General features: G+C 69.6%; 8 protein-coding genes. 3 read left to right on the plus strand and 5 right to left on the minus strand.

The window, feature by feature from the left end; translation table 11 throughout:
* Together RCP80_RS21575 and RCP80_RS21580 are read left to right on the plus strand one after the other, a co-directional pair.
* A complete protein-coding gene (locus RCP80_RS21575; protein ID WP_308479617.1) occupies positions 1 to 750 on the plus strand; it encodes a succinate dehydrogenase/fumarate reductase iron-sulfur subunit in 750 nt (249 codons plus the stop codon).
* Positions 751 to 834: 84 nt separating this feature from the next.
* Positions 835 to 990: a hypothetical protein gene (locus RCP80_RS21580; RefSeq protein WP_308483049.1), complete on the plus strand. Its 156-nt coding sequence runs from the start codon at positions 835 to 837 to the stop codon at positions 988 to 990.
* Here RCP80_RS21580 and RCP80_RS21585 read toward each other — a convergent pair whose 3' ends face one another.
* The 5 genes from RCP80_RS21585 to RCP80_RS21605 form a co-directional block, all read right to left on the minus strand.
* On the minus strand, positions 991 to 1,473 hold the full coding sequence (locus RCP80_RS21585; RefSeq protein ID WP_308479618.1) for a flavin reductase family protein: 483 nt from the start codon (positions 1,471 to 1,473) through the stop codon (positions 991 to 993).
* Between the two features lie 50 nt (positions 1,474 to 1,523).
* Complete coding sequence (gene pe / locus RCP80_RS21590; RefSeq protein ID WP_308479619.1) at positions 1,524 to 2,666, minus strand: acyltransferase PE; 1,143 nt, start codon at positions 2,664 to 2,666, stop codon at positions 1,524 to 1,526.
* 79 nt (positions 2,667 to 2,745) lie between these two features.
* Entirely contained in the window at positions 2,746 to 4,518 is a 1,773-nt protein-coding gene (locus tag RCP80_RS21595) for an AMP-binding protein (protein ID WP_308479620.1), read from the minus strand.
* 148 nt (positions 4,519 to 4,666) lie between these two features.
* Complete coding sequence (locus RCP80_RS21600; protein ID WP_308479621.1) at positions 4,667 to 7,672, minus strand: MMPL/RND family transporter; 3,006 nt, start codon at positions 7,670 to 7,672, stop codon at positions 4,667 to 4,669.
* A 24-nt stretch (positions 7,673 to 7,696) separates the two neighbouring features.
* Positions 7,697 to 9,118, minus strand: a complete 1,422-nt coding sequence (locus RCP80_RS21605) for a condensation domain-containing protein (protein WP_308479622.1) — start codon at positions 9,116 to 9,118, stop codon at positions 7,697 to 7,699.
* Positions 9,119 to 9,357: 239 nt separating this feature from the next.
* Between RCP80_RS21605 and RCP80_RS21610 the strand changes: the two genes are divergently transcribed.
* On the plus strand, positions 9,358 to 20,316 hold the full coding sequence (locus RCP80_RS21610; protein ID WP_308479623.1) for a type I polyketide synthase: 10,959 nt from the start codon (positions 9,358 to 9,360) through the stop codon (positions 20,314 to 20,316).
* Positions 20,317 to 20,328: the final 12 nt, after the last annotated feature.

The raw sequence follows: 20,328 nt of genomic DNA on the forward strand, positions 1-20,328 counted from the left end.
ATGGCCACTTATGACGCGAAGTTGCGGGTCTGGCGCGGCGATATCGCCGGTGGCGACCTGCAGGACTACACCGTCGAGGTCAACGACGGTGAGGTGGTGCTCGACATCATCCACCGGCTGCAGGCCACCCAGACCCCCGACCTCGCCGTGCGCTGGAACTGCAAGGCCGGTAAGTGCGGTTCGTGCTCGGCGGAGATCAACGGCAAGCCCCGACTGCTGTGCATGACGCGGATGTCGACGTTCGAACCGGACGAAACCGTCACCGTCACCCCGATCCGCACCTTCCCGGTGATGCGCGACCTGGTGACCGACGTGTCGTTCAACTACCAGAAGGCCCGCGAGATCCCGTCGTTCACGCCGCCCAAGGGGCTGCAGCCCGGCGAGTACCGGATGCAGCAGGAGGACATCCAGCGCAGCCAGGAGTTCCGCAAGTGCATCGAGTGCTTCATGTGCCAGAACGTCTGTCACGTGATCCGCGATCACGAGGAGAACAAGGAAGCCTTCGCCGGTCCGCGGAACTTCATCCGGATCGCCGAACTCGAGATGCACCCGCTCGACACGGCGGATCGCCGCGATCTGTCCCAGGACGAGGCCGGACTCGGCTTGTGCAACATCACCAAGTGCTGCACCGAGGTCTGTCCCGAGCACATCAAGATCACCGACAACGCGATCATTCCGATGAAGGAACGCGTGGCCGGTCACCGGTACGACCCGATCGTCTGGCTCGGTAACAAACTGTTCAGACGCTAATCGCCGCGAGGGCTGGCCTTTCTCGAGATCCCGCGTACCCTCGGGGTCGACGGCCAATCCCCCGCGAAAGGCATCGCAATGGGCATGCGAGAAATAGTCAGCATCAACGACATTCGCACCGCGATCCGCGAGCTCTCGGCCCGCGCGAACCTGGCCCGCAAGGAGGGCAGATTCGACGACGCCGAGGAGTTGGAGCAGCGCATCCAGGGCTACCGCGACGAACTCGCGGCGCGGCCCTGATCAGACGCCGAGCTTGCGAAACGCGCTGCGGTGGAACACGATCGGCGCGACATCGTCGTGCACGGTGATCGCACTGACCCGCAGCACCACGATGGTGTGATCGCCGGCCGGCACCAGCTGTTCGACTGAGCTCTCCAGCCAGACCGCGGTGCCGTCGATGTAGACCGCGCCGCGGTTGGAGACGGTCTGCAGACCGGCGAAACGGTCGCCGGTCTTGGCCGCCAGCGTCCTGGCCGCCTGATCGTGGCTTTCGCCCAGCACGCTGATGCCCAGCACCGGCAGGTCCTTGAGCTTGGGCCAGGTGGTCGAGCTGTTCTGCACGCAGAACGACACCAACGGCGGGTCCAGCGAGACGGGCACGAACGTGCTGGCCGCCAACCCGACGAGGGTGCCGTCGATTTCGGCGGCGATCGCGATCACGCCGGTGGGAAAGTGTCCGAAGGCCTCCCGCAGTGCGGCTGGGCTCAGTTCTGTGCTGCTCATAGCGGGTCCATCCTCACATGAACCGCGGCGCGGCGACCACGTAGGGGCCGTCAGGACTGCGGTTGATTGTCGATCACGTACTGCAGGCCGGCGAGGAGCTGCGACACCGGGTCGGCGGCGCCGCCGAACGCGGCCTGGGTGGCCGGCGCGGTGACCTCCGCCGGGTCGTAGCCGTTCACCGGATCCACCGTGATCGGGGCGGTCAGCGGGTCGTCGTGCCGCGAGTAGCCCGCATCCACGAAGGGCTTGAGTACCGCGTCGAGTTCGATCAGCGTTTCCTGCGGCACCCCGAGATACTTGAACGGGAGCACCAGCGGGAGGTGCTCCTCGGGAATCAGGTACGTCGTTGTCGTGGCGCCGCGGGAGTTGACGGTCTTGCGGATGTTCTGCGGCGGCACCATGCTCGGGTCGGTGAACGCGACCGCCGTGTGACCGGTCGCCAGCCCGACGATCGCGTTGGCGACCGATATCCAGTTGTCCGGGCGGTCCGGCCAGTCGGCGATGCTGTCGTAGGCCGAGACGAACTGGTGGGTGTCGTACTGGCTTTCCACCGGCGGCGGAATGCGATAGTCGAGCGACGGAACGACGCTGCCGACGGGGAAGGTCTGGGTGAGGAAGCTTTCGCCGAAGGCATGCCGCGCCACCGGGTCGCCGTACATGGCGAAGCTCAACTCGTTTGGCGGCGGGGCGGCCGGGTCGTAGGCGAGCTTGGCCTGCACGTCGTTGAGGACCATGGCGCCCTCGGACAGGCCGATCGCGGTCCCGGGGCCACCCGCCCGGATCGCCTCGATCAGATTCGGCGTGCCGACGTCGACCGATTCCCCGACACTGGGGCCGTCGATACCCAGCCCCGGGAAGGAGTCATCGAGCCGCCCGATGCCCGGGAACAGCCGCTCCAAGGTATGCCCCTGGACCTGCCCGGCGGGGTAGTCGACGATCTGGCGGTCCAGCCCGGGGAACCAGTCCGCGCCGGTGCGCATGATGTACTCGTCGTACGGAATGCCCAGCACATGGGCGCCGCCCAGGGCATAGGCGCGCCCTGGGGTGCCCAGCGGCGGTGGACCTTCGGCCGGTGCGATATCGGTCCGGCCGTCATCGCCCGCGGCGTCATCGGCCGCCGCGACGCCGAATCCGAAACAGCCTGCGGCGCAAATGGTTGTCAGCGCCGTCCCGAATGCGAGAAGTCGTTTCAAGTCCTACTCCCCTGCGGTTTCGACTGCCCTGCACCGCACCTTACTCCGGCTCGCGGCCGCGGTGGGCACGGTGCCGCGCTCATGCGTTCAACCGGACGAACTGGCTCTGCCGATACTGCTCGGCGCTGCCGGCGCGGCGGATCTTGCCGCTCGTCGTCGTGGGAATCGACCCCGGCGGCACCAGTACGAGATCGCCGACGCTGAGGCCGTGCGCATTGGCCACCGCGGCGGCGACGTCGCGCTTGATCTCGTCGAGATCCGGCCCCGCGCGTTCTCCCCCACCCGGCGCCTTCGGCAGTTCGACGATGGCGACCAGCTCCTCGGTGCCCTGCACCGGGACCGAGATCGCCGCGACCCGACCGCGGCTGACGGTCCGCACCGTCGCCTCGATGTCCTCGGGATGGTAGTTGCGGCCCCGGATGATCAACAGGTCCTTGATGCGGCCGACGACGAACAGCTCGCCCTCGTGGATGAACCCGAGGTCGCCGGTGCGCAGCCACGGGCCCGCCGGGGTGCCGGGCGACGGCTCGACGAGCGTGGCGGCGAAGCACTGCTGGTCCGGCGCTGGCCGCCGCCAATAACCGACCGCGACGTTGTCACCGTGCACCCAGATCTCGCCGACCCGCTCCGGCGGGCACTGCCGGCGGGTGTCGGCGTCGACGATCTGCACCACCGGCGACGGGGGCACTCGGTACTGCACCAGCGCCGTGGCCTTGGTGGCCGCCGCGCCCCGGCCGGGCGCGCAGGTCAGCACCCGGCCCGCGCCGAGCTCGCCGACATCGAAGTGGGCAGCCGGTGCCGCCTCGCTCCACGTGCCCGCGGCCACGAAGACCGTCGCCTCCGCCAGGCCGTAGGACGGGCGCAGCATGTGGTCGCGGAGATTGAAGTGCGCAAACCGATCCGCGAAGCGTTCCAAGGTGGCGGGCTCGACCCGCTCGGCGCCGTTGATGATGCCCACCACCCCGCCGAGGTCGAGCCCGGCCAGGTCGCTGTCGCGGGTCTTGCGGGCGGCCAGGTCGAACGCGAAGTTGGGGGCCGCCGAGAAGGCGTGGGAGTTCTCGGCCAGCGCTCGCATCCACCGGGCGGGCCGCTCCAGGAACGCGGTCGGGCTGATCAACGCGCCGGGATGGCCGCTCAGGATCGGCACGCAGACACCCAACACCAAACCCATGTCGTGGAAGAACGGCAACCACGAGACGAATGTGATGTCGGAGGCGGAGGTGGCGCCGCTGAAGTACGTGCGCATGATCTGCTCGAAGTTGGCCTGGAGATTCCGGTGCGAGATCATGGCGCCCGTCGGCAGCCGGGTCGAACCCGAGCTGTACTGCAGGTACGCGATGTCCGGCAGGTCGGTCGGCCCGAGCGGGGCCCCACCCTCGGCGTCCAGCGCCAGCGCGTCGATCTCGACGATCGCGGGTGCCGCCGCCAGCGGTGCCCGGGCGACGAAATCGCCGACCTCGTCGGCGGCCGCCGACGTCGTGAGAACGACCGTGGGTTCGGTGTCGGCGAGCACCGCGCCGACCCGGTCATGACCCGAGCCGCGATGCGGCAACGGCAGCGGCACCGCGACGAGCCCGGCCTGCATGGATCCCAGGAAGGCCAAGATGTATTCGAGGCCCTGCGGGGCCAGGATCACCGCCCTGTCACCGACCGCCCCGTGCCGCCGGATCTCCCGGGCCACATTCATCGTTCGGCGGGCCAGTTGCGACCACGTCAGCCGTTCGACGACGCCCGCCGGATCGGCGTCGTAGTGGGTGAAGGTGAATGCGACGTCGTTGGGGCGCAGGCTGGCGCGCCCCTGCAGCATCGACAGGATCGATGATTGCGACGTCGACGCGAGCTGATTCAGCATGTCCCCCGAAATCCTGACGCAGACCGGCGCAATGAACATCCGAGCGTGGCCGCATGCGCTGCGAAGAGCTTCATCATCTGCACTCTCGACCGCTCCGCTTCGTTTCGTAGTTTCACATACAATTCGGGTGCCCGCCGACTCGGCGCCGCTAGCTGACCTCGACCGGCGTCGGCGGACTCGACTGTTTGGGTCCGATCCGCGACGGCCACCAATTTGCCCGCCCGACGAGCGCCGCGATCGCGGGCACCGTGATGGTGCGGACCACGAAGGTATCCAGCAGGATCCCGATCCCGATCACGAAACCGCCCTGGACCACGATCCCGATGCTGGAGAACAGCAGACCGGCCATCGAGGCGGCGAAGATCAGGCCCGCCGCGGTGATCACGCCGCCCGTCGAACCCAGCGTACGGATGACGCCATACCGCACGCTGTGCGGAGACTCGTCGCGCATTCGCGATACGAACAGCATGTTGTAATCGGCGCCCACCGCGACCAGCACCACGAACGCCAACGGCGCCACGCTCCAATGCAGCGGCTGGTCGAGTATCACCTGGAACATCAGTACGCCGATGCCGATCGCCGCGAAGTACGAGAAGACCACCGAGCCGACGAGGTAGAGCGGCGCGATGAGCGACCGCAACAGCAGCATCAGGATCAACAGCACGACGATGAGCGTGACGATGATGATGAATCGGATGTCGCGCTCGTAGTAATCGCGGGTGTCCCGCAGCGCGGCGGGGAAGCCGCCCATCGATATCGACGCATCCGCGAGCGTGGTGTTGGGCTGCGCTCCGCGGGCGACGTCACTGATCGTGTTGACCTGGTCCATGGCCGCGGGGCTGAACGGGTTGAGTTCGGTCTGGACCAGATAGCGCGCCGAGTGGCCGTCCGGGGCGATGAACGCCTTGGCGGCCTGCTGGAACTCCACGGCGTTGAGCACCTCGGCCGGAATGTTGAACCCCGCCATCGAGGAGGCCGCCGCGTCGTGCCGCATGGTCAGCAGGAACGTCGAAGCCTGATCGAGGCCGGCCGCCATCACCTTGATCTGCGCGACCAATTCGTCCACTCCGCCGGCGACCTGGCGGCTCCCGGTGGCCAGCCGGTCGGCGCCCCGCCGGATCTCGGACAGGCCGGCCTGCGCGCCGGCCGGGCTGCCCACCCCCAAGCCGTTGACGGCCTTGACGATGTCGTTGAGCGCGCCGTTGAGCTTCTTCACCGTCGAGTTGAGGGTTTCCCGGTCCTCGAAGCCCTGCAGCTGGCCGGCGAGGGTGTTGATCCGATCCAAGCGACCGTCGTCGCGCGCTTCCATCAGCCGCTGGAACTGGATGCGGGTGTCTCGGCACGACGGGTTGGCGTCGCAGACCGCGTTGCCGTTCAGCGCCGCCAACACCGGGCCGATCCAGCCGAACATGTCGCGCACCGCGGTGAAGTTCAGGCCCATCGAGTTGCCCAGTTCGTTGAGACTCTTGACCAGTTTGGCGGCGGTCTCGACGTCGCGCACCAGCTTGTCGCCGCCATACTCGGTGCGCACCGAGGACAGGGCGTCGAGCAGGGTCTGCAGGCTGGGCGCGATGCTGTTGACCTGCGCGCGCACGTCGCCGAGCGAGTCGGCCAGCGTGTTGGCGCCGGTGGCCAGCTCGTTGAGGTCGCCGGTGCGCTGACCGATCTGTTCGGACCCCTCGGCCAGGCGGGCGCCGACGATCCCGGCCTGGAACGTGGCCCGGAACTCGGGCGGCACCTCGCCCAGCGGCCGAGTGACCCCGCTGATCAGGGCGATGTCCGGCAATTGCGCGATGCGCGAGGCCATTTGCTCCAGATCCGCGAGCGCCTGCGGCGTGCGCAGATCCCGCGGCGACTGCACCAGGATGTACTGCGGAATGGACTGACTGATCGGGAAGTGGCGTTCCATGGCGGCGTAGCCGACCGAACTGGGCGCCGACGCCGCGACGGCCTTGCGGTCGTCGTAGTTGAACTCGGCCACCACTGCCAGGCCGGCGAGCAGGGCCAACACCAGCACGCTGCCGACCAGATGCGGCACCGGCCGGCGCACGATGCGAATGCCGGACCGGCGCCAGAATCGGGCGGTCAGCTCGCGACGTGGGTTGATCCAGCCGCGCGGACCGGCCAGCACCAGGATCGCCGGCAGCAGGGTGGTCCCCGCCAGATACGCCACGCCGATCCCGATCGCCGCCGAGACCCCGATGGTCCGGAACACCCCCATCTGGGCGAAGTTCATCACCAGGAAGGTGATCCCCACGGTGGCGGCGGAGGCGCTGATGACCTTGCCGATCGACATCATCGCCGACTTGACCGCCTGATCGAATCCGGCGCCCGCGCGCAGATAGTCGTGGTAGCGGCTGATCATGAACACCGCGTAGTCCGTGCCGGCGCCGGCCATGATCGCGCTCAGGAACACGATGGACTGATTCGAGACGCCCGCACCGGTCAGGTACGAGTAGCCCGCCACCATGCCCTGCGCGATCATCAGCGACCCGCCGATCGTCACCAACGGCAGCAGCATCGTCCTCGGGTTGCGGTACACCAGCAACAGCACGCCGAGGACCAGGACGGCGATCGCGGTCTCGATCGGTAGGCGGTCCTGCTCGCCCGCGACCGTGAGGTCGGCGACGGTGGCCGCGGGCCCGGTGACGTGCACGTCGAGCGGACCGTCGGCGTCGTCCCCCACCGCGTGTTCGACGAGGTCGGCGGTTCGGTTGAACGCGTCGAAGGCCGGTGGCGTGCCGAGCTCACCGGCCAGGCTGACCGGCAGCACCCAGGTGGTCTTGTCTTCGCTGGTCAGGAACTGCCGCAGTGGCGGCGTGCTGACGAAGTCCTGCACCGACACGACGTCGGAGTCGTTGTCGCGCAACGCATCGACCACGTTGCGGTAGGTCGCCTCGTCGGCGGGCCGCAAGCCGGTTTCGTTGATGAACGCGACGACCAGCAGGTTGTCCGAGCTCGATTCCTGGAACGCCGCGGCCATGTTGCGGGCGGTGACGCTCGACGGCGCATCGCTGGGCAGGATGACCAGCGGATTGCGCTCGGCCATCGCGCTGAGCGAGGGGAACGACAGCGGGAGCGCGATCGCCAACGCGACCCACACCCCGATGACCGCCCAGGGCCACCGCACCACGAGATCGGCTAGCCGTCGCATATCGCCCTCACCATCGATGCCGCGCTAAGCGACGCGGCCCCAGTGTCCACCGTCGGCGACCATCGTGGACACGGACTGCATGGTCGCCAGGTAGCGGGCAACTGACTTGCTGGCGACGGGGTTGTCGGGGTGCATGATCGCCATCGCGGTGCCCTCGCCATAGCGGAAGATGTAGATGGTCAGCTGGTACGAGAACCGCCCGTCCGGGTAGATCCCGATGTTGTTCGCCAGGCCCATGTCGGCGGCGGCGAGAACCGCGTTGAGCGGCGCGGCGCCGCCGTGAAAGAAATTCGACACCGGGAAGTTCGGCTGCGGCCAGTTCAACTCCGGCGCCAACTCCATCACCCGGTAATACGGCACCTCGGCCATGGTCAGATTCGAGTCGAACGACTCCTGCGCGGCCCACGCCGCCTCGCTGAACGAGGCAGCCCCGATCGGCACGGTGATCGGGATCAGTCCGGTGAACCAACCCTGCGTCATGAAGTTGTCCGTCGCCTTGCGCGCGTCCCTCGGCGTGAGCCCGTAATAGGTCAGCGCGCCCGTGAGCTCGTGTTCCACCTGTGCCAGACAGGCGAACAGGCCGCCGACGAAGCGCGCGCCGGCCGACGCACACGCCGCCTCGAAGCGTTCGGTCTGCGCGGGGTCCATCAGCGCCAGGGTGGTCATGTCGCTGCGGGTCGACTCGGACGGGTCGCCCAGGGGCAGCGGGAAATCCGGAAAACCACCATTGTTGTTCTCGGCGAAGTCGAGCCAATCCCGCACCTGGGGCGAATCGGCGGTCAACTCGGCGGTGCGCTCGCGCTCCCGGATGCAGAAGTCGTCGAAGCTACCGGCCTCGGGCAGCGTCAACGCCGCACCGGTGCCGCTGAACGACGCATACATGCCGTTGGCTTCCAACATCGTGGTGCCGATCAGGGTCGCGTCCCCGTGCACATGGTCCATGGCTGCGAAGAACGTGAAGTTGTCCTCGTTCTGGATGATGCCGAACGTGAAGCAGCCCCACTCCAGCGGGCTCGGGATGGCCACCACGTGGGCGTGGATCTCGTCGATCGTCAGGTTGCCGTGATCGATCGGCACGAACTCGATGTCCGCCGGATCCTCGATGGCGTGCCGGGTGAAGTCGTCGTCGTCGGTCCGCCGGAACCAGCTGCGGAACGTGTCGTGTCGGCGCAGGTACGCGTTCACGGCGTGATCCATCGCGGCGATGTCGCACCGGCCGGCCACCTCACAGCTGGCGATGATCTGCCGGGAGAAGTTCAGCCCCGCATCCGTTCGCTCCGAGTAGTTACGCAGATGCTGGTGCTGCATGTAGCTGATGGGCACCGAACTCACCGGCGCCTGTCGTGCCTTCTCGGCCGCCGTGGCCGTCGGATGCCAAGAGGTGACCGCGCCCGGTTTCAGCGACCACTCGTCGAGTGGGCCGACCGTGATCTTGCCGATGCGCAAAGCGAGGTCCTCCAGAATTTTTATTCGGCCGGGGCCTGAATTCGCCCGTCAGCCAACGCGGGACCAACATACTGCCAGCTTCGGCAGTTGCCCCCCGGTGCCGCCTCGACCCCTCCCGTGGTCACCCATAGGCCGCACGTGAACAATGCCATAGTGTGCGTCGTAGGAGTAGGTTTTCGGACGCGCAAATTCAGTACTACCGGACCACGTCCGACCGCCAACTCGGGGAGGGACCCGGCATGAAGTCTGCCGAACATCCGGTTGCACCGGCATCAAGTTTTGCGATCATCGGCTACGCAGCGCGTTTCCCCGGCGCGCCGGATGCCGACGGCTTTTGGGAGCTGCTGCAGCAGGGCCGCGACGCGATATCCGAGGTACCCGGGGACCGCTGGAACGCCGACGCGTTCTATGACCCCGAACCCGGTGTGCCCGGCAAGGTGGTGACCCGGCGCGCGGGCTTCGTCGATGACCCCGCGGGCTTCGACGCCCCGTTCTTCGGCATGTCGACCCGCGAGGTCCGGCTGATGGACCCGCAGCACCGGCTGCTGTTGGAGACCGCGTGGCGCGCGGTGGAGCATTCCGGCACCGCGCCGTCGGCCCTGGCGAACACCAACACCGGCGTGTTCGTGGGCCTGGCGACGCACGACTACCTCGGGATGGCCTCCGACGAGCTGTCGTATGCCGAGATCGAGGCCTACATGGCCATCGGCACCTCGAACGCGGCCGCGGCGGGCCGAATCAGCTACCGGTTGGGACTGCAGGGCCCGGCGGTCGCCGTCGACACCGCGTGCAGTTCGTCACTGGTGGCCATCCATCAGGCCTGCCAGGCGCTGCAGCTGGGCGAATGCGACCTCGCGCTGGCCGGCGGGGCGAACGTCCTGCTGACCCCGGCGACCATGATCACGTTCTCGCACGCGCACATGCTGGCGCCGGACGGCAGGTGCAAGACGTTCGACGCGGCCGCCGACGGTTACGTGCGCGGCGAGGGCTGCGGCGTCATCGTCATCAAGCGCCTCGCCGACGCGATTCGCGACGGCGACCGGATCCGGGCCGTGGTCCGCGGCAGCGCGGTCAATCAGGACGGCGCCTCGGGCGGTCTGACGGTGCCCAACGGCGTCGCCCAGCAACGGGTCATCGCCGACGCGCTCAAGCGGGCCGACCTCGAACCCAGCGACGTCGGATACCTGGAAGCCCACGGCACCGGCACCTCACTCGGCGACCCGATCGAGGCCCAGGCCGCCGGTGCGGCGCTCGGTGCCGGCCGCGATCCCGCCCGGCCGCTGCTGATCGGTTCGGCGAAGACGAACATCGGACACCTCGAAGCCGCGGCGGGCATCGCCGGTGTCATCAAGGTCATTTTGTCGCTCGAAAACGAGGCCCTGCCCAAGCACCTCAACTTCGAGAACCCGTCGCCGCACATCCCGTGGGACCGGCTGCCGGTGCAGGTGGTGACTGAGAGCATCCCGTGGCGACGCGGCGACCGGCCGCGGATCGCCGGGGTCAGTTCGTTCGGGTTCGCCGGGACCAACGCGCACGTCATCCTCGAGGAGGCCCCCGAGCGCACCCCGGTGGGCGCCGCGGCACCCGAGCCCGTCGAGCGGTTCAGCGTGTTGCCGCTGTCGGCGCACACGCCCGCCGCGCTGGTGCAGCTGGCCGGGAAGTACCGCAGCTGGCTGCACGCACACCCCGAGGCCACCCTGGCCGACGTGTGCCTGACCGCGGGCACCGCCCGGGCGCACCTGGAGCACCGGGCGGCGTTGGTGGTGAACTCGAGGGACTCGGCCCTCGAGTTGCTCGGCGCGTTGGCCGACGACCGCCCCGCACCCGGTTTGGTGCGCGGCGAATCGCACGGCGCACCCAAGACCGCGTGGCTGTTCACCGGTCAGGGCAGTCAGTATCCGGGCATGGCCCGGGGGCTGTTCGACACCGAACCGGTGTTCGCCGAGACGCTTGAGCAGTGCGCCCATGTGCTCGCCGACGTTCTCGAAAAGCCGTTGCTCGACCTGATATTCGCGATGGACAGCCCGGCGGCCGAAGCGGCGCTGCGGCAGACCTCCTACGCGCAGCCCGCCTTGTTCGCGGTGGAGATGGGCCTGGCGCGCCTCTGGCAGTCGTGGGGCCTGGAACCCGACGTGGTGCTGGGCCACAGCGTCGGCCAGTACGCGGCGGCCTGCGTCGCGGGGGTGTTCAGCCTCACCGACGGTGCGTTGTTGATGGCCGAACGCGGACGCCTGTTCGGCAGCCTGCCCGCGGGCGGCCGGATGGCCGCGGTGTTCGCGCCCGCCGAGCGGGTCGAGAGCCTCACCGATGAGTTCCCCAGCCTGTCGGTGGCCGCCTACAACGGCCCCAACACCGTATTATCCGGCCCTGCAACCGATCTGGAGCAGGCGGTGGCGTCGCTGACGGCCGACGGCACCCGGTGCGACTGGCTGGAGACCAGTCATGCGTTCCACTCCGCGCTGCTGGACCCGATCCTCGACGAGTTCGAATCGTATGTGAACCGCTTCGAATTCCGTGCGCCGCAACGGATCCTGATCGACAACCGCACCGGCGCGGCGCTCGGCAGGAGCGTGCAACTCGACGGACCCTACTGGCGCCGGCACGCCCGCAATCCGGTGCAGTTCGCCAAGAGCGTGCGCACCCTCGCCGACCTGAACTGCAAGGTGTTGCTCGAGATCGGCCCGAGCCCGGTGCTCACCGCCACGGCCCTAGGCGCCTGGCCCGATCCGGCCACCGCGCCGCGCGCAATCGCGTCGCTGCGCCGAAACACCGCCGACCACCGACAGCTCACCGAAGCCGTCGCCGACGCCTACGTCCTGGGCCATGCGCCCGAGTTCGCCGCCTTCCGGCGGGCGCACGCGCGAAAGCTCGATCTGCCCACCTATCCGTTCGAGCACCGCCAGTACTGGTTCACCGACGGACGTGCCGAGGGTGCGGACACCGACCGGCGACCGCCCCTGGCCGCCCGCACCCAGGCCCTGAGCCTGCTGGAGGACGGGCGCATCGAGGAACTCGCGGCCCTGCTCGACGGCACCGATGGCGATGAGCAGACCCTGCAGGTCCTGCGAACGCTGGCGGCCCAGCACAACCGGCAACGCGCCAACCAGGACCGGGCCGACGACCGCTACGAGATACGTTGGGACGACGTCGGTTCGGGTCCTGCCGACGCCGGGGCCGGGCCGCAGTCCAGCTGGCTCCTGGTCGGCGACGGCACGGGCGCGGCCGGCCCCCTGGTCGATCTGCTGACCGCACGTGGGCACCGGCACCAGATCGTCGGGCTGCCGATCTCCGACGACGACGAGACCCGGCTCGCCGAGGTCCTGCGGGCCGCCGCGGCGGACGATTCAGCGCTACGCATCCTGCACATCGCGGCGCTCGACGCGGATCCGGCGGCCGATACCGGGTTCTCGATGCGGTCGCTGTCGCGAATGCAGCACCGGATCCTGGCCGGGACGCGTCGGCTCTTCCGGGCCGCGGTGGCCGCCGAACTGCGCAGCCCGATCTGGCTGGTGACCCGGGGCGCGCAGCGCGTCACCGACACCGACCTCGTCGCCCCCGAACAGAGTTGCCTGTGGGGATTCGGCCGCGCCGCGGCCCTGGAACTGCCGCAGGTGTGGGGCGGGCTGGCCGACGTGTCGGCGGGCGGCGACAACGCGGGCGAATGGTCGCGGTTCATCAATCGCGTCACCGCGTCGCGCACCTCCGACGTGCACGAGGATCAGATCGCGCTGCGCGATCAGGCCGTCTACGTCCCGCGGCTGGTGCGGCGCACCGCCCCGCCCGGCGAGTCGGCGCTGGAACTGCGTTCGGACGCAACCTATCTGGTCACCGGCGGGCTGGGCGCGCTGGGCCTGGAGATCGCCGGGTACCTGGCCGCGCACGGTGCCGGACAGCTGGTCCTGACCGGTCGACGCGCGCCGGACGACCGCGCGCAGCAGCGCATCGACGCGCTGCGCGAACAGCACGGCTGCGAGGTGCGGGTCATCGCCGCCGACGTCGCCGATGCCGACGACGTCGCGCACCTGTTGGCCACCGCGCGGGCCGAACTGCCACCGCTGGCCGGCATCGTCCACGCCGCGGGTGAGATCGGCACGACGGCGTTGGCGGACCTGGCCGACGCCGAAGTCGATCGGGTCTTTGCCGGCAAGGTCTGGGGCGCCTGGCATCTGAGCCAGGCCGCCGCCGACCTGCCGCTGGACTTCTTCGTCAGCACCTCGTCGATCGCCTCGGTATGGGGTGGCTACGGTCAGACCGCCTACGGTGCGGCGAACGCCTTCCTGGACGGACTCGCGTGGCGCCTGCGGGCGCAGGGCATCGCCGGGGCCAGCGTCAACTTCGGCCCCTGGTCCGGGGGCATGGCCGACGCGGACTCCCGCGCGCGACTCGAGCAGCGCGGCGTCCGGACGTTGTCGCCCGCCGATGCGCTCGCGGGCCTGGCCGATGTGGCCGCGGCTCAGGGCCCCGCACAACAGACGGTGGCCCGGATCGACTGGGCCCGCTTCCTGCCGCTCTATCAACAAGCCGGCCGGCGCGGATTCCTCGCGGAGTTGGAGCGCGAACTGCCCGCGGCGACGGACGCGACAGCCGCGGCGGCGACGGCCGGACCGACTCAACTGGTCGAGCGGCTCACGAATGCCCCGGTGCAGCAGCGCAAGAAACTCCTGACCGACTACCTGCGGGCCGCGGTCGCGGAGGTGACCCGCGTCGACGTCGCCGAGATCCGCGAGGACGCCGGGTTCTTCGATCTCGGCATGGATTCGCTGATGGCCGTGGAACTGCGGCGCCGCATCGAACAAGGCGTGGGCCGCGAGATTCCCATCACCCTGGTGATGGATCATCCCCGGCCGTCCGATGTCGCCGACTACCTGCTCGGCGAGGTGCTCGGGCTCAGCGAGCCGGCGGCCGATCCGGCCGCTCGGGTGGCATCGGCGCGGCCGACGCGCACCGACGAACCGATCGCGATCGTCGCGGTGTCGTGCCGGTTTCCGGGCGCGCCGAACCCGGAAGCCTTCTGGGAGTTGCTCGCCGACGGAGTCGATGCGATCCGGGAGGTCCCGGAGGACCGATTCGACATCGACGAGTTCTATGACCCGGATCCGGACGTGCCGGGCAAGACCTACACGCGGTTCGGCGGATTCCTGGACGGCATCGACGGATTCGATCCCGAGTTCTTCGGCATCTCCCCCCGCGAGGCGGTCTGGATCGAGCCGCAGCAGCGGTTGATGCTGGAGACGGTCTGGGAGGGTCTCGAACGGGCCGGCTACGCCCCGGCCGCGTTGCGCGGCAGCCGCACCGGGGTCTTCACCGGCGTGGCCGCCAATGAGTACGCACATCTGCTGTCCGCCGAGTCGATCGACAAGATCGAACCGCACTTCATCACCGGCAATGCGCTCAACGCCATCTCCGGTCGGGTCGCCTTCGCCCTGGGCCTGGAGGGACCGGCGGTCGCCGTCGACACCGCCTGCAGTTCGGCGTTGGTGGCCGTCCATCAGGCCTGTCAGGCGTTGCACTCCGGGGACTGCGATCTGGCCGTGGCCGGCGGGGTGAACGTGCTGCTGAGCCCGGTGACCGTGGTCGCGGCATCCCGCGCGCGGATGCTGTCACCGGTGGGGCGGTGCAAGACCTTCGACGCCTCCGCCGACGGCTACGTCCGCAGCGAGGGCTGCGGGATGCTCGTGCTCAAGCGCCTGAGCGACGCGCAGCGCGACGGCGATCGCATCTGCGCCGTCATCCCCAGCAGCGCGGTGAACCAGGACGGCGCCTCCAGCGGGCTCACCGTGCCCAACGGCGGTGCGCAGCAACGGCTTATCGAGCTGGCGCTGGCTCGGGCCGGACTGTCGGGCGGGGACGTCGACTACCTCGAGGCGCACGGGACGGGTACCCCGCTGGGTGATCCGATCGAGGTCCAGGCGGCCGCGGCCGCCTACGGCGGCGCGCGTGACGCGGACCGACCGCTGCTGCTGGGATCGGTGAAGAGCAACATCGGTCACACCGAGTCGGCCTCCGGTGCCGCCGGCCTGATCAAGGTCGTGCTGTCGCTGCAGCACGGACTGCTGCCACGCAGCCTGCACTTCGACACCCCGTCGCCGCACATTCCGTGGGACTCGCTGCCGGTGCGGGTCGTGGACAAACCGGTTTCCTGGCAGGCCGACGGCAGGCCGCGGCGCGCCGGCGTGAGTTCCTTCGGGTTCACCGGCACCAACGCGCACGTGTTGATCGAAGAGGCGCCCGACGAGGTGGCGGCGCAGTCGCCGGATTCGGACGCCGACGCCGAGCGGGTGCAGGTACTTCCGCTGTCCGCGCGCTCACCGGAGGCGCTGGTGGCCCTGGCGCAGCGTTACGACTCCTGGTTGGGCGCCCATCCGGATGTCGACATCGCTGACCTGTGCCGCACCGCCGGGACGGGCCGCTCGCACTTCGGGCACCGCGCCGCGCTGGTCTTGGACTCGGTTGCGGGTGCGCGCCGAGGTCTGGCCGACCTGATCGAGAACCGCACCCGCCCCGGTGTCGTGCGCGGCGAGTTCACGCACCACCCGACGACGGCGTGGTTCTTCACCGGGCAGGGCAGCCAGTATCCGGGGATGGCGCGTGAGTTGTTCGACGCGGAACCGGTTTTCGCCCAGACCGTGACCCGGTGCGCCGACGCGGTGAAGGACATCGTGGCGCATCCCCTGCTCGAGGTCCTGTTGGCCACCGACCGCGAATCCGGCGCACGGCTGCGGCACACCTCATTCGCGCAGCCGGCGCTGTTCGCCGTCGAGATGGGCCTGGCCCGGCTGTGGCAGTCGTGGGGCATCGAGCCCGACGTGGTGCTGGGACACAGCGTGGGCCAGTATGCGGCCGCGTGTGTGGCCGGAGTTCTCCAGCTCGAGGACGGCGCGCGGCTGATGGCCGAACGCGGCCGGATGTTCGGCAGTCTCCCCGAGGGCGGCCGGATGGTCGCGGTATTCGCCGACGCCAAGCACGTCGAGGCGGCCGCCGGTGAGTTCCCGCGGGTGTCCGTCGGCGCCTACAACGGACCCAACACCGTGCTCTCGGGCCCCGGTACGGATCTGGAACAGATCGTCGCCGGCCTCACCGACGAGGGGATCCGCTGCACCTGGCTGGAGACCAGCCACGCGTTCCACTCGGAACTACTGGATCCGGTGCTCGACGAGTTCGAGTCGTACGCAGCGCAATTCGAGTTCGCCGTGCCGACGCTACCGTTGGTCTGCAACCGCACCGGCGCGGTACTCCCGACGCACACCCCGCTCGACGCGCAGTACTGGCGACGCCATTCGCGCCAGCCGGTGCAGTTCTCCGAGAGTGTGCGCACCGTGGCGGCACTGGGCTGCTCGGTGCTGATGGAGATCGGACCGCAACCGGTGTTGACCGGGGCCGCGGTGCAGGTTTGGCCGGAACACCTGGCCGCGCCCCGGGCGGTGGCCTCGTTGCGCAAGGGCGTCGCCGACCGTCGTCAGATCGCCGACGCGCTGGCCGCCGCGTATGTCGGCGGCCACCGACCCGATTTCGCCGCGCTGCAACATCAGCCGGGACGCAAACTCGAACTGCCCACCTACCCGTTCCAGCGCCGCCGCTTCTGGCCCAAGACGTCGAGCATCGCGGTCGGCGGGGCCGACGGACCCACCTCCGGAATCCTGGGCGGGGCCAAGGATCTCGCATCCGGCGACACCGTCTACACCAGTCGGCTGTCGGTGAAGTCCCAGCCGTGGCTTTCCGATCACGTCATCTACGGCACCGTCGTCGTCCCCGGCGCGACGTACGCGGCGATGGCGTTGGCCGCGGTCGGCACCCCCGCCCGGACCACCGAGGTGTTCTTCTACGAACCGATCATCCTGCCCGAGAAGAGTTCTCGGGAAGTCCAGTTGACGTTGCACCCCCGCGACGGCGCCGACGGGTCGACGTTCCAGGTGCACAGCCGCCCCTACGGTGACCGCGACGCCGAATGGTCGCTGAACGCCGAAGGCGTTGTGGTGCCGGGAATCGATGACAGCACCAACGATGGCGCCGAACCGGCCGAACCCGTCGACGAGGCCATCGACCGGTTGGAACGCATGCGTCCGCAGGAGCTGTTCGAGACCTTCGCCGACATGGAACTGGCCTGGGGCCCGACGTGGGCCGGCTCGCTGAAATCGCTGTGGCTCGGCGACGGCGAGGCGATCGGCGACATCCTCGTCGGCGCCGAACTCGCCGAGCATCTCGGCGCCGAGCCGATGCATCCGGTGCTGATGGATCTGTGCACCGGCGTCGCCTTCCCGGCGTTCCCGGCTCTGCTGGCCGCCGAACAGGGCGTGCACGACCTGTTCCTGCCGCTGCGCTACGGGCAGGTCTGGCTGACGGAGCAGATGCCCCGGCGGTTCTTCTGCCGGGCCCGCTGGCACGCCGGCGCCCTCGACGCCGAGACCCAGGTCTTCGACCTCGACTTCGTCGATCGGGATGGCCACCAACTGGGCGGAATTCGCGAGTTCACCGTCAAGCGGGCCCCCCGCGAGGCGCTGCTGCGCGGGCTCGGCGCCGATGCCACCCGGCTGCTCTACACCCTCGGCTGGCACGAGGTACCGGCGCCGGAGGCAACCGAGGCGGCCGCGGGGACCACCGGCACCTGGCTGATCGCCGGCTTCGATGAGCTCGCGGCGCAGTTGCCGGGCTGCATCCCGTGCGACCCGAGCACCGACCCCACCCTGCTGGGCGAGCTGCTGACCCAGGCGCATGAGCGCGGGATGTCGTTCGCCGGCGTGGTGTGGCGGTGCGCGGCGCCCCACGGCGACATCGAGGCCCGGCTCGAGGCCGAGATCGCCAACCTGCTCAGCGCGGTGCACACCGTGCAAGGCGGCCTGAAGCTGCCCGGCGGACTGTGGATCGTCACCGAGCGGGCCGTGGCCACCGAGTCCGGCGAGCCGGTCGACCCGGTGCAGGCGGCGGTGTGGGGCTTCGGACGGACCGCGATCAGCGAGGAACCGGCGCTGCGGGTCAAGCTCGTCGACTGCGACGGCTCGCCGCAGGCCGTCCGGGCGGTGGCCGCCCTGCTCACCGGGCCGGGGCCGGCCCTGGAGGAGCCCGAACTCGCGGTGCGACAAGGGAAGCTGCTCGCCTCCCGGCTGTTGCCGTGGTCGCGCAGCGGCCATCTCGCGGTGCCCCGCGGCGGCGATTACGTGCTGGCACCCACCGAACGCGGCGCGATCGACAACCTGCGGCTGACCGAGAGCGACGTGCCGGCGCCGGGCGACGGGTACGTGCAGGTCGCGGTGGAGGCCGCGGGCCTGAACTTCCGGGATGTGCTCAACGTCCTCGGCCTCTACCCGGGCGACCCCGGACCGATCGGCGGCGACTTCGCCGGTGTGGTCACCCAATTGGGTGACCACGTCACCGGTCTCGAAGTGGGCCAACGCGTCTACGGGTTCATGCAGGGCGCATTCGCCAGCCGGTTCAACGTGCCGGCGCAATTGCTGGCGCCCATACCGACCCGGGTGAGCGCGGTGCAGGCGGCCACCATCCCCGCCGCGGCCCTGACGGCGCGCCTGGCCTTCGACTGGGCGCAACTCAAGCCCGGGGATCGGGTGTTGATCCACGCCGCCAGCGGCGGTGTCGGGCTGGCCGCGATCCAGCTGGCCCAGCAACACGGCGCCGTGGTCTTCGCCACCGCCAGCACCTACAAGCGCGCGACGCTGCGCGGCCTCGGCGTGCAGTATGTCTACGACTCGCGCACAACGGATTTCGCCGACCAGATTCTGGCCGATACCGACGGCGCCGGGGTGGATGTGGTGCTCAACAGCCTCACCAACGAGGGCTTCATCGAGGCGACCGTGCGGGCCACCGCCCGCAACGGCCGCTTCGCCGAGATCGCCAAGCGCGACATCTGGACACCGGAGCAGATGACCGCGGCGCGCCCCGACATCGCCTACGAGATCGTGGCGCTCGACACCGTGACCCTGCAGGAGCCCGACCGCATCCGCAGCCTGCTGACCGAGGTGTCGAGCGGGCTGGCCGCGGGCGACTGGACGCCGTTGCCCGCCGAGATCTACCCGTTGACCGAGGCCAAGACGGCGTTTCGGCGCATGCAGCAGGCCCGCCACATCGGCAAGATCGTGCTGCAGATTCCGGCCCCGTTGCAGCCGCGCGCCGACCGGAGCTACCTGATCACCGGCGGCCTCGGCGCGATCGGCCTGCACGCCGCGGCCTATCTGGCCCAACTCGGCGCCGGTGACGTCGTGTTGACCAGTCGCAGGGCCCCGGATGCGGACGCCCAACGCGCCATCGAGGACATCGCCGAGCGCCACAAGTGCCGCGTCCACGTCTTCGCCGCCGACGTCGGCGACGAGGCCGAGGTGGCCGCGCTGCTGGACCGGATCCGGACCGAGGTGGCGCCGCTGGCGGGCGTGGTGCATCTGGCCGGGGTGCTCGACGACGCGTTGCTGTCGCAGCAGAGCCCGGCGAGGTTCCGGACCACGTTGGCGCCCAAGGCGTTCGGCGCCTGGCATCTGGACCGGCTGACGCAGGACGACGAGCTGGACTTCTTCATCGTGTCGTCCTCGGTGTCGAGCCTGTTCGGCTCCCCCGGCCAGGCCAACTACGCGACGGCCAACGCGCTGCTCGACGGTCTGGTCGCGCAGCGCAGGGCGCAGGGCCGACCGGCCACCGGCGTCAACTTCGGGCCCTGGGCCCAGGGTGGCATGGCCTCGTCCGCGGCGGCGACCGCGAATATCGGTGCCCAGGGCCTGATTCCGGTGCAGCCCGCGGCGGCGCTGAGCGCGCTTTCCGAGATCGTGGCCAACGGCACCGGCCAGGCCACCGTCATCGCGGCCAACTGGCAGCGGGCGGCGAAGGTGCTGGGCGCACTGCGGCCGCCGATTCTCGATCTGGTGTTACCGAGTGCGGCCGGGGAGGCGGTCGGCGACAGCGAGTTGCTCCGGCAGTTGCAGGAGATACCGGTGCCCCAGCGCGTCGGTTTCGTCACCGAATTCCTGCAGCGCGAGGTGCAGAACTTCCTGCGACTGGCGCAACCGCCGGCCGCCACCAGCCGATTCCTGGACCTGGGCACGGATTCACTGATGGCGATCGAATTGCGCAACCGCCTGCACAGCCAGTTCGGCGGCGCGTTCACCATCAATGCGACCGCGGTGTTCGACTACCCCACCATCGGGGGACTCGCGGAGTATCTGGTGGGCCAGCTGCCCGACGCCGAAGCGCCGACCGAGTAACACCGCGAAACC

This window comes from Mycolicibacterium sp. MU0053, from assembly GCF_963378095.1.
Lineage (GTDB): Bacteria > Actinomycetota > Actinomycetes > Mycobacteriales > Mycobacteriaceae > Mycobacterium > Mycobacterium burgundiense.

What these genes read in the sequence shown, in the direction of transcription:
- RCP80_RS21575 (WP_308479617.1), top strand. Translation starts at nt 1, where the DNA reads ATGGCCACTTATGACGCGAAGTTGCGGGTCTGGCGCGGCGATATCGCC.
- RCP80_RS21580 (WP_308483049.1), top strand. Translation starts at nt 835, where the DNA reads ATGCGAGAAATAGTCAGCATCAACGACATTCGCACCGCGATCCGCGAG.
- RCP80_RS21585 (WP_308479618.1), bottom strand. Translation starts at nt 1,473, where the DNA reads ATGAGCAGCACAGAACTGAGCCCAGCCGCACTGCGGGAGGCCTTCGGA.
- RCP80_RS21595 (WP_308479620.1), bottom strand. Translation starts at nt 4,518, where the DNA reads ATGCTGAATCAGCTCGCGTCGACGTCGCAATCATCGATCCTGTCGATG.
- RCP80_RS21600 (WP_308479621.1), bottom strand. Translation starts at nt 7,672, where the DNA reads ATGCGACGGCTAGCCGATCTCGTGGTGCGGTGGCCCTGGGCGGTCATC.
- RCP80_RS21610 (WP_308479623.1), top strand. Translation starts at nt 9,358, where the DNA reads ATGAAGTCTGCCGAACATCCGGTTGCACCGGCATCAAGTTTTGCGATC.